Consider the following 17,091-nt stretch of genomic DNA (forward strand, 5'->3'; position numbering starts at 1 on the left):
AAAATGACGTCAGTAACAGTTAATAATAAGCTCGTAAAAAACTCAGACAAAAACTTTAGTGTAAATGACGTTATGGAGTTTGTGCTAAATGAAATCCTTCATTCTGATGAAGTCATTACCTCCGTTGATATTAATGGTAAACAACTATCCTACGAAGAAGAACAAGAAATAATGTCTGAGTCTGCTCAACAGTACAACGACATAAATTTTACGACTACAAGTAGTTACGAACTTGCTTTTGATGCACTTGCTGATTGCTCATCATACATCGACACAATTATCAAAAAAATTGAGATGCTTACAGAGTATCAAAATGAAAACAAAATGAATGAAGCAAATGTACTTTTTGGAGAAGTTATTGAAATCATGGACCTCTTTGTGCAATTAATGTCCAGAATTTATAAAACAATTAGAAAAAGACATACTCAGCATTTACAAACAAGTACTACATTTCAAAACTTAGAAATCCACTTGTTATCAATAATGAAAGCCCTAGTTCCTGCTAAAGAAAAAAACGACATTATAATGTTGAACGACTTGCTAGAATATGAACTAACAGATAATCTGACACAGTGGAAAATAAAGGCAATACCAGAACTAAAAAAATTAAGAGACCTTTAAAACTCTATATCTCAGATAGTATTCAGGCAGGTATATTTAAACCTGCCGAGAATATTACTCTTTCTCAAACTCCATTAAACTCTGACTATTCTATTCACTGTACAAAAGGAACTTTTGAAGTATTTCAAGGGAATTCAATCCTAGGAAAGCCTTTATTTAAAACGTCATCTTCAACATTTTATAAAACTATATATCAGCTAATTAGATCTAATGAAGATTTACAAAAAGATGAATTCAAAGGATTTACAAAGAAAAAATCTCTCAAGGTAAATCACTTACGGAAAGTGACGTCTAACAACATAAGAAGTCTTTACGAAATATTAGAATTTAAAACATATATGATTAGTCAGTCTAAAAAGATTTCTAGTACTAAAGAGCTTCCAGAATATATTTTAAAATCAAAATTATATAAGTCCTATTCATCTTGCCAGATAATGATACATCAAAAGGGGAGTCCTAGTATTTCAGCCTATTGTTATGATGAAACATTAGGTCCGACCCAGAAAGAAATTCTAGTTACAAATTTTAGTAAGATATTCAATCTCGTTAAGAAGAGTAAGAACAAATTATTTGATCAATCTTCTCTACTTGAAACAGACATTGGAGTAGTGGGAACATTTCTGGCCAAAGAAATTGAATTGTCAAAACACTCAATACTTATATTCATTTCAAGAAATGACTTCTTACCACCATCCGACATAGAAATTGGACTTTTTAATTCATCAATGAGTTTTATCTCTGACGTGGTTCAAGACATACTACTAACTTCTCTTGAGAAACAAAGATCTGAACTATATTCTTCTTTTATTCAACACTATCCACACCCAGTATTTTTAGACGAAAATCCATTAAATATTTCAGCGCGTGAGATAGAGCTTCTTGAGCAAGAAGAGGCCGACAAGTACATAGACGTTAACGAAAAAAAGCTCGTAGAGTTATATAAGACTCAACAAAAAGATACTTCAGATATTTATCACCATCAAAGAATAAGTCTATTAGGTGAATTGCTTAATACGTTAAAACATGAACTTAGTAATCCCTTGTTTGGATTAAAGATGGCCTCTGATCTTCTCCTACTTGAAGATGGTGATGACGAATTCAAAACGACAGTTAATGATATCTCTATCAATAGTAATAGGTGCCAAACAATTATCGACAATTTCTCCAAGCTTTATAGAGAAGAGAATATCTTCGAAGAATTTAACATTTCCGATGTTATTAAAGAGACAATATTACTCACCAAGAGTGAAAGTAAACAGATTCCTAAGAAAATCGACTTTTACAACTTTCAAGTAGAAAAAGACTATATTATTAATTCCAATCCTACGTGGCTAAGTCAAATTATATTTAACCTCGTTATCAACAGTTCTCAGGCCATAAAATCTAGTGGAACAAATCTCAGTACCAATAAGATTGATATCAGCATAATTAAGCGACTAGAAGAAATAGAGATATCTATCTCGGATACTGGCCCTGGTATACCAGACAAGTACAAATCTAAAGTTTTTGATGCTTTCTACACCTCAAAATCTAAGGGTACAGGCCTTGGACTATCAATCTGCGCAAACTTAATTGACAAACTGCATGGAAAAATTGAAATTATAGATAGGGACGAATGTGGTACTATTGTAATATTCACCCTCCCTATAGAGGATAACTATGCAAATTCTTGTAATTGAAGATGAGTTGCTAATTCAGAAGTCACTAAAGAAGCTCCTAGAAAAGAAAGGTGCCTCTGTTGACGTCTCTTCAACAGGTAAACTTGCAATCGATATGTTAATTAATAATAACTATGACAGAATAATTTGTGATCTTATGCTACAAGATATTACGGGTTTCGATATTATTGAAGAATCTAAGAAAAAATATTCTATAGAAGAAATTAGTAGTTTATTTATCATTATGACGGCCTATAGCTCTCCTCAAATTTTAGAAAAAGCTAAAAGCTACGGTTGCAAAGTATTAAGTAAACCCTTTGAAGATATTCAAGAAGCAATTGAAATATTTATAAAAAAGTGAGAACAAGTGAGTAATGTAATTAAAAATGTAGGTATACTTCTAAAGCCTAGAAATGTTCTAGAATTCACAACAATTATTCCTAATATTACAGAATGGTTAATAAGAAGAAAGAAAACAGTTACATTCCTATCTACTGAGCATAATCGCATCCAAAAGTATTTTAAAACAATTCCAAAACAAGTTAGTTTTGAAGATCATAGTGAATTCCACAAACTAGACCTAATCATAACACTAGGTGGAGATGGTACTTTAATAGGGATAAGTAGAAAGTGTCAGAAAAAGAGTCCTCCAATCTTTGGTATTAATATGGGAAGACTCGGTTTTATAACTGAGTTTTCTAAAGTCGAGTATTTCGACGAACTCGCAAAGACTCTTAAGGGGAACTACGAAATCTCAAAGCTTCAACTCTATAAAGTTGAGGTTTCTCGAAAGAATAAATCTATTTTTAAAGCAAACTTCATAAACGATGTTGTAATAAACAAGAACAATATTTCAAGAATGTTTAGCTTAACAGCAGAAAGTGATTCAGAACTCATATATAATGTCTCTGGAGATGGTCTCATAATAAGTACTCCTATTGGTTCAACAGCATATTCACTAGCCGCTGGTGGACCAATTATTCATCCCGAGGTTAACGCTCTTGTCTTAACTCCAATATGCCCTCATAGCTTAAATCATAGACCACTAGTTATTCCAGACAACAAGAGTATTGATATAAAGTTTCCAATTCAAGAAGATCACCTAACTCTAACGATAGATGGGCAAGAAGCATGTGATATTGACAAAGGTTGTATCGTGACAATTTCTAAAGTGAAAAATAGTTACGCAAAATTTATCAAGAACCCTGACAGAACATATTTTCATACGCTAAAAGAAAAACTTACTCATGGGCAAAGAGAGAATTTATGAGAAATAAACTTATACTAAAGTCTTTAACCTTAAATAATTTTGCAACTTTCGATAATCAAGTAATCGAGTTTAATGACTCGTTTAACACAATTGTAGGTGAAACAGGATCAGGAAAGAGCTTAATTCTAGATGCTCTTCAGCTTGTATTTGGAATGAGAGCTGATAAAAAAATTATTAGAAAGGGTTCTATATTCTCAACTGTAGAAGCAGTATTTAGCTGCGGAGATAAGGAAATACAAGATTACTTTTTGGAAATAGGCCATCCTTTTGAAGAAGATGAAATTATTGTAAAAAGAATTATCAATCAAGAAGGTTCATCCAAAGCATATCTTAATTTTCAACAATGTTCATTATCGACCCTATCTTCTATATCTAAAAGATATGTTGACCTTGTTGGACAATTTGATAATCAAAAGTTATTAAGCGAAGATTATCAATTAAAGTTAGTCGACGACTATAGCAGTAATAACTCAAAAACATACATCGGCCTTTATACGAAGTTAAAGGAACGACAAAATGAACTAGAGGAATTAACCGAAATAAGCAAAACACTTCTTCAAAGAAAAGATTATCTAGATTTTCAGATCAATGAACTTGAGGGTCTAGATCCTACAGAAGAAGATGAGTTATTTCTTATTGCTAAGAAAGATGAGCTACTTAGTGAAATAAAGAAGGCCCAAAGTTATAAAGAAGCCTCAGATATATTAAGTGAAAACAATCACAGTATAACATCACTATTAAAAGGTGTTATTTCTAAAGTAGAAAGAAATGATTTACTACCAGAGTCTGAATACTCGAGTCTAATTGAAGCGGTAGAAACAATTGAAGAGATTTCATATTTTATATCAAAAAAGAATCAAGACATTACTGATGAAGATGAGCTACAAGAAATAATAGAAAGGCTTGATGCTTATCAAAAAGTGAAAAGAAAATTTAATTGTTCAACTAAAGAACTTGAAGATATTTTCAGAGGCTTCAAAGACGAATTTGATAGAATTGAAACATCTGACACGCGTATTAAACATGTAAAAGATGAGATAAGATCACTACAAGAACAGTGCTGGAACGAAGCATCTAAACTTCATCAAGCAAGAGTGAGCGCATCAAAAAAACTATCTAGCGACCTCACCAAGAAAGTAAGATCTTTAAGAATGACCGGTGCTACGATAAAAATAGAATGCTCTGAACAAAAAGTTCTTAGTTCAAACGGTTGCACTAGTATCTCATTTATAGCCCAGACAAACTCAGGCGAAGGGTACTTTAGAATAAAGGACATAGCTTCAGGCGGAGAACTTTCAAGAATTTTATTATCTTTAAGACAAATTCTTTCACAGTCAGACACTATTTCAGTGTTTCTTTTTGATGAGATTGACACAGGAATTGGTGGGGAAACAGCCGTAACGATTGGTAAGGCACTAAAGGAAGTATCTCAGGCTTCTCAAGTTATTGCCATAACTCACCTTCCACAAATTGCAAAATTCTCAGACTTATTGATTGATGTCGACAAGAAAGAAATCTCAAAGAGAACATATTCTTTTACTAAGGTTATTGATGCTACTCAAAGAGAGTCTTATCTACAAAACATGGCCCAGATTTAGATCAATGAATCGAGGGCCTTGCTCATCAATATATATAAAGCTTTTGCTACTTGGAGCGTAGCCATTATTTATATAATATTTACCATGATCTAATTTATATAAATCCTTACTGTGGCTGTGCCCACAAATAAGACCTTTTACATCTCTGTTATCATTGAAAAACTTTTGAGCACTTTGTCTAAATTTATCTTTAACAAATTCTTGTCCTTCAGAAGACATCTCGTAATGTTTTGAGTTCTTACTTCTAGAGTAATCTGAACTTTTCTGTCCTATCCACTCAATCAAAGAGAATGGTAAAATATTTCTCGTAATAAATTTCATCAGCTTATTATTAACTCTACTTTTATATTTCTGATACGCAATATTATCTATCTCGACATCATCTCCATGAGTAAAAAGTAGAATTTCACCATCTACTTCAATACGATATTCAGACCGACAATGTATAAATTTATCTCTAGGAATATTAAATCTCTCGTATGAAGATGATATCATTCTATCTAAAAAGAAGTCGTGATTACCTTCTAGGTAAACTACTGTTGCTCCCATTGAAGTAGCTTTCTCAATTAATTTAAAGAAAGATTCATATTTATCAATATATTGGGACTTAGTGCCTAGTAAAAGGTCAAAAATATCTCCATTTAGAACTATATAATCAGATTTTTGAACAATTTCTTGAGCAAAGAAACTACTTAGAATTTTAAAAGAATTATCATCTAAGACTTTGACGTGAACATCAGATATGGAAGAAATTTTCATACTTAATCAATATCACAAACAAGCTTTTTCTGTCCATTTATGATCTTCAATATCTCTTTCTTTATTAGTGACGTATTACCTTCAAAAGTAAGTGAGAGCCTAGCAGCTCCATATGGATTCTCTTCGTTTGAAAAAGGATTTAGCTTTATCATGCTAGATACTTTTGCATCTACTTTAATATTTTTCATCGGAAAAGTTAGCTCTAGACCTTTAATAATATCTCCAAAAGTGAATTTATTAACTTCATTCTTTGAAAGAACTAAAGACATGCCACCTATACTTATATCATTACAAGATTTATTAAACCTAACCTTGTTATGTTCAAACTTTATCGAAAGGTTAAAGAATGGATCGATTCTTTCAGATTTTCTTCTATCATAGAATTTATAGTATTTTGGAAAAGCGATAGTGAGATCATCTTCATACGAAAGAAATTCTGATTCAAAAAGAAGAGACATCTGAGGTATTGCGAAATTTATTTTTCCAATTCCACCGATTAATTCATCGAGATATGCTCTGCTTATTTTTTTTGGACTTAATATGATTTTTTTTTGATTAAATTTAATTGTCTTAAATTCTAAATCGGCCTTAACAACTCTTCCACCAAATGATCCCCATGCATAAATCTCATACTTACTTTTAAAAGCTTCAAGTATTAGATCTTTAACTTTTGAATCATTTTCTTCATTTCTCAAGTTGTTCATGCCTTCTCCTTCGCGCCTTAAAAGTTCCCCCCGGTGGGAACCGGAGGGATCTGGGCTTAAATCGGAGTTTTTACACTCCTAAGGGCTTAGGAAGTGTGGGTGAATTTATCACCCACATTTTCTTAACTTTTAATATTATCCGATTAATCTTAACGCTGAGTTAGGTATTGCATTTGCCTGTGACAATGATGATACCGCTGCATTTTTTACAACATTTGATGATGCCATTTTTGCAGTTTCTTCAGCTACATCCACATCTTGGATTACTGATCTTGCGTTATCCTGGTTGATAGTTTGAACTTCTAAGTTCGCTACCGTTGACTGTAGTCTTGACTGGATTGAACCTAAGTTCGCTCGTTGTCCCGACACTGTACTTATTGCTGTATCTATATTTTCAATTGCACTTAAGGCATCTCCCTTATCTGAAATTGATGTTCCTCCGACCCCTATCTCATCTGCTGTTGCATTTGTTGCATCTGAGTCGAATTGAATTCTGTTTTGATCTCCTGCAAAGGCACCTACCTGAATATCCAGTGTTCCTTTACCATTTCCATTTAAAAGATTTGTTCCGTTAAATGTTGTTGATTCAGCAATTCTGTCTACTTCTGTTGTTAACTGTTGATATTCCTTATCTAGGAATCCTCTTTCAGTATCACCAACTGTATCAGATGATGCTTGAACCGTTAGCTCTCTAAGACGGACTAAAATGTTTGAAACTTCGTTCAATCCACCTTCCGCTGTCTGTACCATAGAAACACCGTCATTCGCATTTCTAGTGGCCTGTCTAAGACCTTTTGTTTGTGCATCTAGGTTAGTAGCAATTGCTAGTCCAGCTGCATCGTCAGCGGCCTTTGTAATTCTCTTACCTGAAGAGAGTTTTTCAAGACTTGCTTGACCTTCGTTTGAAACTTCTTTTAAATTTTTCTGAACTGCTTGAGAAGCGATGTTCGTTGCGATTCTTAAACCCATGATTTCCTCCTAAGAAATACTGTTATATTTTTTTCCCTTTAAGCCTGTCCGACTGTTTTTGTCAGACAATAACTTTATCGTTCACATGCCAAAATACTTTAGCCTTTTGGTCGGAAATAATTAAATTAGTTTGATTTTATCAATATTTACAATAGGTTAGATGCTGACTTTTTTGGTATGGTATTTGTATAGGCACAAAAAAAGGCCTCTTGCGAGGCCTTCCTTTTTAAATGAATGTTTAATACACTTTTTAGCCAATTAGCTTTAGAGCTGCATTTTGAGAACTATTAGCTTGCGCTAGTACCGAAGTAGACGAAGCAGTTAGAATATTTGCTTTAGTCAGTTCAGATGATGTTTGTGCAACATCAGTGTCTCTAATACGAGAATTTGCAGCACTTAAGTTTTCTGTCTTAACATCTAAGTTAGAGATAGTAGACTGTAGTCTGTTTTGTAGCGCACCTAGGTTTGCTCTATTCTCATTTATTTTATTAATCGCTCCGTCAATACCTTCTAGGTTTGACTGCGCATCTTCTTTCGTCGATACAGCTAATCCACCAATTCCAATACTATCTGCAGAAGCCGCCGAATCTTGTGGTCTGTATGAAATTCTGTCATTAAAGTCATCATTCATAATACCAATTTGAAAGTCAGCTGTTTCACCTTCTCCACTTAGCAACTCTTTACCGTTAAACTTAGTCGATCCAGCAATTCTATCTACTTCTTGAACTAAATTTTGAAATTCCATATCAGAAAACTTTCTTTCAGCGTCACCAATTGTATCTGATGCTGCCTGTACTGATAACTCTCTTAGTCTAACTAAGATATTTGAAACTTCATTTAATCCACCTTCAGCAGTTTGAATCATTGAGATACCATCTCCAGCATTTCTTTTCGCTTGTTGAGAACCTCTAATATTCGCTTTTAACTTTTCACTGATAGCTAAACCAGCTGCATCATCAGATGCCTTGTTAATTCTACTTCCAGAAGCAAGTTTCTCAAGGTTATTTCCTTGATCCGCTTTAACTTTTCCTAAACTTCTTTGTGCTGATAATGATTGTACATTTGTGTTAATTCTTAAACCCATTACTAATCTCCTCGAAACATATACCTTCCTCCGTAAAAATGATTAGAACAAACAGCCTTGTTTGCTACAATTTAAGCCCACCCCACATGGGCCGTGTAATAACCATAACGGATACTCGGAAATATACTTGAGAAATAAATGGAAGAATTTGCCGTAATATCAGGTATTTATAACCGACCACTTAAGTCTGTTATTTATAACTGACTATAATTATTGGACAGAACCTTAAGACTGATTTTTTCTGAATCTGTTGGTGTTAAGGCCAGAAGTTTTTCTCTTAAATTGACACCAATATAAATAAAGTCTTCGTGAAGCTTAATATCCTTTTGCTTTATAAGCTCAATCCACTCTTTATCGAATCGAGATGAGTCATTTAATATAAATACGCTCTTATTTCGTTTTAATGAGCATGCTAAGCAGTCATTAAAAACCTTAAATGAAACTTTATCCGACAAAGTAATAAAGTCACCAGACAAATCAGAAGATAGAAAAAAAAAGTCATAATCTTTAAAAGATTTTAATTCTTGATTAAAGCCTGTGCCTTCATTATTAAGAGTTAGAAACATCTACTCTTTCCCTTGCACAGAAGAGATTATATTTGTTGTAGAGTAACCTTCAACAAAGAGTAAACTTTTAACTTCACCACCGTTGGCCAAAACAATATCATGCCCTACGATCTGTTCAACTTGCCAATCTCCACCCTTTACAAGAACATTTGGTTCTATAGCGCGAACCAAATCATAAGGAGTATCTTCAGTGAAGATTTCCACACAATCAATACACCTTAAGTTTTCAAGTAGATATTTTCGGTCTTTTTCTTTATTAATCGGCCGAGTTGGCCCCTTTAATCTTTTAATACTATCGTCTGAATTTAAACCAACAACAAGGAGATCCCCTTGCTTCTTTGCTTCGTTTAGATAAGCTACATGCCCGGAATGTAATATATCAAAACATCCGTTGGTAAAAACTATTTTCTTACCTTTATTATTCGCTAGAAACTCTTTTGTAGATGAAGATAGATTAAACATCATCTACAACTTTTGTATCTGTTAGTTTTCCTTGAAAATCAATAATACAAGGAAGACCTAAAGTAACAAAAGAAATAACAGTAATAAACGAACGAAGAAAACTGTCTTTTAAACTAACTGGTTGGTTGTTTTCCTTAACAAGTTTTATCTTAAACATCGATTTACCGGGAGTTGTCTGTAAATCTAAAATAGAAAAATAGCTTAAGTAAAAAATAGAAAATGCACTTGCTCCAAAAATCAATAAGTCATTAGGACCAATTATTTGATAAAACTGAGAAACCTTAAGTCCAGAGACTAAGACAAACAGACCAAGTAGTGAAATACTCATAAGAGTAACAACTGAAATATCAACTAACCATGCTCCAAATTGTCTTGATGAGGATGTAACTTGATAAAAACTCTCTTCAGTAAGTGTCTTTTTTAATTCAACTTCAACTTGCTCAGGCTGAGTTTCCTCATAAAAAGCTGACAGAGCGTTCATCGACTGAATACCCTTATCCGCGACCTTTGGATTTGATATCCCTAAACTAGATGTTCTAACTGCACTGTGGCTTCGTGAAACAGAAATATTTTTATTATTATTCGTTGGAAGTATACCGTTTCTTCTTTCTTCTTGGTGAAAACCTAAACCTTCATTCAGTGGCTTAAAATCGAACTCATCAAGGTTAAACTCACTTGTATTAAAAACAATATTAGAATCATTACTTTTTGGTTCGTTATGAGTAATTTGATTGTCCATGGCCCATCCAAGTATGAAGTTATAGATACTTATATAATCTCACAAAAGACTTAAAGCATCAATCAAAACTTACTAAGTATGTAACCTGAACCTACAGCTAGAGCTGTTGGTGCCCGAAGAATATTAGTGCTCATTTTGCACACAACAACATTAGGTTGAGAATTAAAAGAGTCTTCTTCATCCTCACAAAAACCGGCTTCAGGGCCAATCATCATAAGAACATTTTGAGCGTTAATTTCTACAAGATCACCTTTAGTAAATGTAGAGAAATTAACAACTAAGTCAAAATGATTTAAGACGTCTCGGTAATTTTCAACGATGGTGAACTTCATTCTATATGGATTATTACTTTGAAGCATCGCACTTTCTTCAATTTTAAGAACTCGCTCATTAACTTCAACCTCTTGCTGAGAGAATCTCGATCGGTATAAGAATATTTCTTTAATACCTATTTCAGAAGACATTTTAACAATACTCTCAAATGCCTCTTTCTTGGGAATTCCAAGAAAAAGACTAATCCTACGGCTATCCACAGCTACATCTACACTTTCTAATTTAACACTTAACTCTCTTCGATCGACATGAATCACACAAGCAATTACCCGACTCCCCTTTCCATTAAGAATCAAAATCTTTTCATTCTTTTTAATTCTAATAACTTTAATTAGGTGCCTAGCTTGATCCGACTCAATTTTGAAGACTTTATCAACATCATCAACAGTAAAAGTATTCTCTAAAAAAGCTGCTCTCATATCTTTTTAAATAAAATTGCTGACCAGTCATCTTTTGATACGACTTCTATTTTTTTAAATTCACTATATTCTTTAACTATATTTTCAACCTGATGATTAAGCAATCCCGAAACAATTAAGTATCCCCCCTCAGCTGTAGAATTAACCAATTCACCTTTCTCGAGAATAAGTACATTTTCTAATATATTTGCAAAGACGAGTTCATATTTTTTATCAGACACAAACTTCTTTCTGCTTACCAAAGAAGTTCCCGAAAGGTCACATCCTCCAAAATTAAGGTCTAAATTTTGTAAACAATTGTTAAGGGCCTGCTCATCAATATCACAAAACTGTGTTGGCATAGAGAGCTTCTTTATTGCTGCAATTCCTAAAATTCCCGAGCCACACCCAAAGTCAAGACAAGAAGAATCCTTAGGAAGTTCAGATATAATTTCCATAAAAAGTTTAAGACAAAGATATGTCGTTTGGTGTTCACCAGTTCCAAAACCCATTCCAGGATAGATATAAATGCAACTTTCATCGGACAGATTTGATTCTTCTTTTTGCCACTCCGGCACTATAACGAGTTCATCAGAGACAACAATTGGTTTATAGAATTTCCTCCACTCTTTATTCCAATCTTCCCACGCTTTCTCTTCCAAAGTAATATCAATTACCTTCTCATTAGTTTTTAAATACTCTCTAAAAATCTTCGCATCATCTAAAGCCGTATCTGATTGATAGAAAAAATATACAAGACTAAGATATTTCCCGCTAGCGACATCGCTAACTTCATCGATCACATCTTCTGGAACGTCTCCACCTGAGTAAGCCCTAGTTCCAAGGATCTCATCGACAATAGGCTCATCAATACTAAACTCTTGAACCCCATCACAAGCATAATCACTCATTGCAAGAGCATTGATTTCATCTAGCTGCGAAATATCTCCAACAGTAAAGTGTACTTTGACTTCAATAAAATTTTTATTTTCCACAGTTATCCACCAAGTTTAATAAAGATAAGAAACTACCATTAGGCTGAACCTCTACACCTTGTAAACAACTTCTACCAATCCATATAATATTTGGATGCCATAGATTTAAATACGAATATTGCTCATTTGAAATCTTTAGAGCTTCTTTATAGTAATTATTTCGCTTAGTTGAGTTAATTTCAGATGTCGCCTTATCAACAAATTCATCAAACTTTGCATTTACAAAGAAACCTCTATTTGCACCATTTGGAGGTATTGTCTGACTATGAAATATATAGCGTAAAAGTCCTGGTCCAGTAAAGCCAACCCACTGAGACATCACCATATCAAAATTTCCTGTCTTATAATTACGAATAAAGGTCCCCCACTCCTGAACCATTAAATTAACCCTAAGTCCGGCTTCTTCAAAAAATGTCTTTATACTTTCAGCTGTTTCAATTGCACTTTTGTTATTTGAAACACGCCAAGTAAGAACAACCTCTTTTCCATTTTTAGTCAATACTCCTGCTTCATTCTTCTTGTAACCAAGCTTTGTGAATAGTTCTAAAGCTTCTTTAGGGTTGTAATCATCAAAGAGTTCTCCGAGATAAAAGTCTGAGAACGCTTTTGAAAACATGCTAGAAGATAATGTAACAGTATCTTTTAATTTATATTTTGAAATTTTCTTTCTTGGTATCAGTAATGACAGTGCCCTTCTAAAATCTTTATCTTTTAAATATTCGTTCTTATGATTTATACCGATATACTGATAGTTAGTTCCCTCTGTCTGAATGAATTGTAATCCTTTCACATTCTCCTTAAGCCATAAGTACTTACGTGGAGAAATGTTTGCCAGCGACAGATCAATTTCCTTATTAATTAATTTTAAAGCAAGCGTTGTCTCGTCTTTTACCACCTTAAAAGATAAGTCTGGCCTTTGTTTATCCAATGACTCTAAAACTATCTCAAGCTCACTTATCTTTTTAAATTTGTAGTCTCCTGCTCCAATTATTTTTTCTGCAGGCATAGGGTTAACAATATCAGAATCATTAATCTTTACAATTTTAAGAAGTGTCAAATTAGAAAGGTTATCAACATTAAATTCTTTAAAAACCAATTCAACTTCAAAGTCATTTTTAATATTAATACTCTCAATGGCTGAGAAGCTCGCTTGGTATTTCGACTTTATTACTTCATTTTTAGCAATGTATTGCCATGAATTAACAACATCTCCCGCAGTTACTACAGTTCCATCCCAAAACTTAACATTCTTCTTTAATTTAAAATTTATAATATGCTTTTGACCATCCATTCTTTCGGAATAGTTTTCACATAACCTACAAAAGAACGTCATATTACTACTAAAGTCAGTCAAACTTATATGAACAAGACGATTAATATTCTGTGAGTTTGCATCTGAACCGTAAAAGAAACTTATATTAGATGGGGCTGATGAAATAGCAATACGAGTAGGTGACTTCGAAAGAGCAGATAATGAATCAAAACAATAGAGAAGGGCCGAAAGTATTACAAGTGTAAGTGTCTTAAATCGCATTAAAGTTCCTAAATAAAGTAAGTAAATATTATCCTAATTATTGTGATAACTACATATTATCATTATCTTATCTCTAAGTGAATTTTACAAACTGTTTGGAGTAATATTGTGTATCTTGTAGGCATTGCCGGTGGTTCAGGTTCTGGAAAAACAACTTTTGCAAAGAAAATCATTAATTTAGTTAGTGAAGAGATGGCCATACTACACATGGATTCATACTACCTAGACAATCAGCCAGAAATTCACTTTACCGCAAAAGGTAATCCAAATTATGATCATCCAGCAGCTTTTGACTGGGAATTATTGCGCACACATCTGCAAGCGTTAAAAAGTGGCAATCCAATAGAAGTTCCTGTTTATGACTTTGTTACATCTAAAAGGCTTAATAAAACAAAAACAGTAAAGCCTACCAGCGTGATTTTATTCGAAGGGATTTTTTCTATTTTTGATTCTGAAATAAGAGATCTACTAGATATAAGGTGCTTTCTACATGTTGACGCAGACATTAGGATTGCACGAAGAATAAATCGAGACGTAAATGAAAGGGGACGTACTCTTGATTCAGTAATATCGCAATACTACGAAACCGTACGCCCGATGTACAACAAGTTTCTTTCTCCTCAAAAAGAATACGCAGACTTTATCATAGGTGAAGAAACTGATATTGCAGCTTCAATATTAAGTGCAAAACTAAATGAACTTTCACAAAAAGGTGAGTATTGCCTAAATAGCACAAATCTAAACAGAGAAGATTTCAACTACGGAGATCATCAGGTAAATCTATCAAATGAGTAAAAGTCTAATTAAAATACAACCAGTTGGTGGAGTAGGGCAAATTGGTTCAAACATGACTCTATTTGAAACATCTAATTGTAGAGTAATTGTAGATGCAGGAATACTCTTTCCTAGTGAGGACTTCTTTGATATCAACTATCTAATCCCAGACCTCACACTTTTAATTGAAAACCCTCCAACTCACCTCGTAATCACTCATGGACATGAAGATCACATAGGAGCAATTAACCACATAATTGACCACTTCCCCAATATTGAAATTATTGCTCCTCCATTTGCTGCAGCACTAATCAGAAGAAAGCTTGATTACTATAAAGTTAGCAAGAAAATAGATATCTACGATAGAAATTCGGTTATAGAGTTTGAAGATTTTGATATTTTTCCAATTCATGTAAACCATTCAATTCCAGATACATTTGGATTAGTGTTTAGAGAAAAGAATGAAGTGTATAGTATTTTTTTAGTTTCAGATTTTAAGATCGATTCTATAAACCCATACGAAAGAGAATTTGATTTCAAACAGCTTAAAGAAGTTACGCGTAATTCTAGTAAACGCATTCTGCTTGCTGACAGCACAAATATCCTTTCTAGCAACCTAGAAACTCCCTCAGAAGCCCTCGTTCTTGAATCTTTTAACGAGCTCTTTAAAAAGAATTATAATAGAGTTTATCTTACTTGCTTCAGTTCGAACATTCATAGAATTCAATCTGTTATTGCATCCGCTGCCGCCAATAAAAAGAGAGTACTGCTCTATGGTCGCTCAATGATAAATTATGTCAACACAGCAGTTGAAAGAGGTCTTATAGAAGAGGGGAGTTACTATACTGACCAAGCAGCACTACCTAATAAGACTAATTTAATTGTGATTCTAAGTGGATGCCAAGGAGATTTCAGAGGGTCATTCAGACGTGTTGTAAAAGGAGAAGATACTCATTTTAAACCAAACCATGAAGACTTGTTTATCATAAGCTCTAAAGCAATCCCGGGAAATGAAAAGAAAATCTCTCTTTTGGAAAATGAAATTATTGAAGCTGGTGCTGAAATTATTTCGAATAGAAACTTACTTGTTCACGTATCTGGACACCCTGGAAAGAGCGATCTTAAAAAAGTTTATGAAAGCTACTGCCCTGACTACATTGTTCCTATTCATGGGGAATCACTCTTCTTGAAAGAGCATGCAAATTTTATAAAAAAGAGTTATCCACAAGCACAGGCAATTGTTTTAAAGAATTTTGATATTCTTAGACTAAATGAAAATTTAGAGCTAGAAACGCACGTAGGGGAGAGCTTAAGTCCTATTCTTATACATGGAAAACAATTAGAGATTGAAAAGACGAATATTTCTAAAAGAAGAAAACTAGCTACAACAGGCCTAATATCTCTTTCAATTAACAAAGAAAGTTTACTTAAAAGAAATATTCAGATTGTTTTAACTTATGAAGGTCTTCCGGATTCTTTTAAAGAGAATCATGACGAGCTTCGAAGCTTAGTTCTAAATGAATTGTCCACACGAAAAAATAAACTCTTAGAAAAAACGTCTGAGCACTTAAGAATTGTTGTCCGGCGTTATGTTAATAATATACTTGGGTACAAGCCAGTCACCATTGTCCACATAGTTTAGTTCAGTTATAATAATTCCATGAATATTCAAATTGATTCTACTTTAATGATAATTGTTATCTTGCTCTTACTTATAATTGCAGGCCTCATTGTTGTTTCGATATTCTTAATGCTCAACTACTTTAAAAGATCAAAAATTGAAACTTCGCAAAAGCCAAAAGATCTAGAAAAAGAAATTGAACCTGTCATAGAAAGTATTGGCCTATGTAAAAATCATGACGAGAAAAACTCAGTCGGCATCTGCGCTATTTGTGAAGACGAGTTCTGTATTGACTGCCTTAAGCAAATTGAAAGTGTAAACCTTTGTCCAGAGCATTTTAGTATTTACGCTTCACATACTTGGTCACCTATAACAAATCAAAGAACAACACCTAACGATCCCAATGATGGTGTCTATATATATAAATTCAAACAACAAATTTGGAAAAGCAACAAGACACCTTCTTTCATACTAAACGAATATAAAATCCAAGTTGAAAATGACTTTATAGAAACTTATGTTCAACTTTACGTTCGAGAAGAACAGAAAGATGATATTTCAAACCAATTACAAAAATTTAAAGAAGAGCAGCGTAATGGATAAAGATAATTTAAAGAATGCAATTCAAGATATTATGAATAAGAATCAAGTTAATGCTCCTAAGCGCAACATGATTGATAAAAAAATCCTTCAATATGAAGCCGATTTATTATCTGCTAACGTAAATGTTGATTACTCAATTTGCTTGGCGGATATTTTCCAAGATGAAAGAAGCAAGAAATTTGGTGGTGGAGATTTCACTCGTCAAGACTATGCTCTAAACTGGAAAAAATGGAAAGAACAGGGACATAGATTTATTCTTACAAATATTAAACATAGTAATTCAAAATTACTATTAGAGTGTCCTGAACAATTTAAAAAAGATACTTTAGAAACTTTGCCTCAATTTATCGAACTCCTTGCAAAGAGTGTAACTAAGACAATAAACGAATAAAAATTAAAGGCG

At 33.3% G+C, this 17,091-nt stretch carries 19 protein-coding genes; 9 read left to right on the plus strand and 10 right to left on the minus strand.

Going from position 1 to position 17,091, the window contains the following annotated elements; translation table 11 throughout:
- Positions 1–3: 3 nt before the first annotated feature.
- From DPQ89_RS03645 to DPQ89_RS03665, 5 genes are read left to right on the plus strand one after another with little or no spacing between them, the layout of a single operon-like run.
- The gene (locus DPQ89_RS03645) at positions 4–621 is read left to right on the plus strand and encodes a hypothetical protein (RefSeq protein ID WP_127715307.1); all 618 of its coding nucleotides are present in this window, start codon (positions 4–6) and stop codon (positions 619–621) included.
- Positions 573–2,300 (plus strand): sensor histidine kinase, encoded by a 1,728-nt coding sequence (locus DPQ89_RS03650; protein WP_127715309.1) that lies wholly within the window; start codon positions 573–575, stop codon positions 2,298–2,300. The genes DPQ89_RS03645 and DPQ89_RS03650 overlap by 49 nt, the downstream gene beginning before the upstream one ends.
- Entirely contained in the window at positions 2,281–2,640 is a 360-nt protein-coding gene (locus DPQ89_RS03655) for a response regulator (RefSeq protein ID WP_127715311.1), read from the plus strand. The genes DPQ89_RS03650 and DPQ89_RS03655 overlap by 20 nt, the downstream gene beginning before the upstream one ends.
- Before the next feature lie 6 nt (positions 2,641–2,646).
- The gene (locus DPQ89_RS03660; protein WP_127715313.1) at positions 2,647–3,549 is read left to right on the plus strand and encodes an NAD(+)/NADH kinase; all 903 of its coding nucleotides are present in this window, start codon (positions 2,647–2,649) and stop codon (positions 3,547–3,549) included.
- Positions 3,546–5,147: a DNA repair protein RecN gene (locus DPQ89_RS03665; RefSeq protein WP_127715315.1), complete on the plus strand. Its 1,602-nt coding sequence runs from the start codon at positions 3,546–3,548 to the stop codon at positions 5,145–5,147. Before DPQ89_RS03660 ends, DPQ89_RS03665 begins: the two co-directional genes overlap by 4 nt.
- Here the strand turns inward: DPQ89_RS03665 and DPQ89_RS03670 are convergent.
- From DPQ89_RS03670 to DPQ89_RS03715, 10 genes are all read right to left on the minus strand, one after another.
- On the minus strand, positions 5,124–5,906 hold the full coding sequence (locus DPQ89_RS03670) for a UDP-2,3-diacylglucosamine diphosphatase (protein ID WP_127715317.1): 783 nt from the start codon (positions 5,904–5,906) through the stop codon (positions 5,124–5,126). The two genes, DPQ89_RS03665 and DPQ89_RS03670, sit on opposite strands and share 24 nt — an antisense overlap.
- Positions 5,907–5,908: 2 nt before the next feature.
- On the minus strand, positions 5,909–6,610 hold the full coding sequence (locus DPQ89_RS03675; protein WP_127715320.1) for a PilZ domain-containing protein: 702 nt from the start codon (positions 6,608–6,610) through the stop codon (positions 5,909–5,911).
- Between the two features lie 135 nt (positions 6,611–6,745).
- Positions 6,746–7,579 carry a flagellin gene (locus tag DPQ89_RS03680; RefSeq protein WP_127715322.1) on the minus strand — a complete coding sequence of 278 codons (834 nt, stop codon included), beginning with the start codon at positions 7,577–7,579 and terminating at the stop codon, positions 6,746–6,748.
- Between the two features lie 250 nt (positions 7,580–7,829).
- Positions 7,830–8,663 (minus strand): flagellin, encoded by an 834-nt coding sequence (locus tag DPQ89_RS03685; protein ID WP_127715324.1) that lies wholly within the window; start codon positions 8,661–8,663, stop codon positions 7,830–7,832.
- 194 nt (positions 8,664–8,857) lie between these two features.
- Positions 8,858–9,229 carry a hypothetical protein gene (locus tag DPQ89_RS03690; RefSeq protein ID WP_127715326.1) on the minus strand — a complete coding sequence of 124 codons (372 nt, stop codon included), beginning with the start codon at positions 9,227–9,229 and terminating at the stop codon, positions 8,858–8,860.
- A complete protein-coding gene (rfaE2, locus tag DPQ89_RS03695) occupies positions 9,230–9,691 on the minus strand; it encodes a D-glycero-beta-D-manno-heptose 1-phosphate adenylyltransferase (RefSeq protein ID WP_127715328.1) in 462 nt (153 codons plus the stop codon).
- Positions 9,684–10,430, minus strand: a complete 747-nt coding sequence (locus DPQ89_RS03700) for an RDD family protein (RefSeq protein WP_127715330.1) — start codon at positions 10,428–10,430, stop codon at positions 9,684–9,686. Before DPQ89_RS03700 ends, rfaE2 begins: the two co-directional genes overlap by 8 nt.
- A gap of 62 nt (positions 10,431–10,492) precedes the next feature.
- Positions 10,493–11,182 carry an RsmE family RNA methyltransferase gene (locus DPQ89_RS03705; protein WP_127715332.1) on the minus strand — a complete coding sequence of 230 codons (690 nt, stop codon included), beginning with the start codon at positions 11,180–11,182 and terminating at the stop codon, positions 10,493–10,495.
- Positions 11,179–12,156 (minus strand): 50S ribosomal protein L11 methyltransferase, encoded by a 978-nt coding sequence (locus DPQ89_RS03710; protein ID WP_127715334.1) that lies wholly within the window; start codon positions 12,154–12,156, stop codon positions 11,179–11,181. The genes DPQ89_RS03705 and DPQ89_RS03710 overlap by 4 nt, the downstream gene beginning before the upstream one ends.
- Positions 12,146–13,690, minus strand: a complete 1,545-nt coding sequence (locus tag DPQ89_RS03715) for an ABC transporter substrate-binding protein (RefSeq protein ID WP_127715336.1) — start codon at positions 13,688–13,690, stop codon at positions 12,146–12,148. The genes DPQ89_RS03710 and DPQ89_RS03715 overlap by 11 nt, the downstream gene beginning before the upstream one ends.
- 108 nt (positions 13,691–13,798) lie before the next feature.
- Here DPQ89_RS03715 and udk point away from each other — a divergent pair, with 108 nt between their 5' ends.
- The 4 genes from udk to DPQ89_RS03735 are packed head-to-tail and all read left to right on the plus strand — an operon-like array spanning position 13,799 to position 17,079.
- The gene (gene udk / locus DPQ89_RS03720) at positions 13,799–14,485 is read left to right on the plus strand and encodes a uridine kinase (RefSeq protein ID WP_164848246.1); all 687 of its coding nucleotides are present in this window, start codon (positions 13,799–13,801) and stop codon (positions 14,483–14,485) included.
- A complete protein-coding gene (locus DPQ89_RS03725; RefSeq protein WP_127715340.1) occupies positions 14,478–16,106 on the plus strand; it encodes a ribonuclease J in 1,629 nt (542 codons plus the stop codon). Before udk ends, DPQ89_RS03725 begins: the two co-directional genes overlap by 8 nt.
- An 18-nt stretch (positions 16,107–16,124) precedes the next feature.
- The gene (locus DPQ89_RS03730) at positions 16,125–16,688 is read left to right on the plus strand and encodes a hypothetical protein (protein ID WP_127715342.1); all 564 of its coding nucleotides are present in this window, start codon (positions 16,125–16,127) and stop codon (positions 16,686–16,688) included.
- Entirely contained in the window at positions 16,681–17,079 is a 399-nt protein-coding gene (locus DPQ89_RS03735; protein ID WP_127715344.1) for a hypothetical protein, read from the plus strand. The genes DPQ89_RS03730 and DPQ89_RS03735 overlap by 8 nt, the downstream gene beginning before the upstream one ends.
- The last annotated feature ends 12 nt before the right edge of the window (positions 17,080–17,091 follow it).

Origin of the sequence: Halobacteriovorax sp. HLS, assembly GCF_004006665.1 — a bacterium.
In the GTDB taxonomy this organism is placed as follows: domain Bacteria; phylum Bdellovibrionota; class Bacteriovoracia; order Bacteriovoracales; family Bacteriovoracaceae; genus Halobacteriovorax.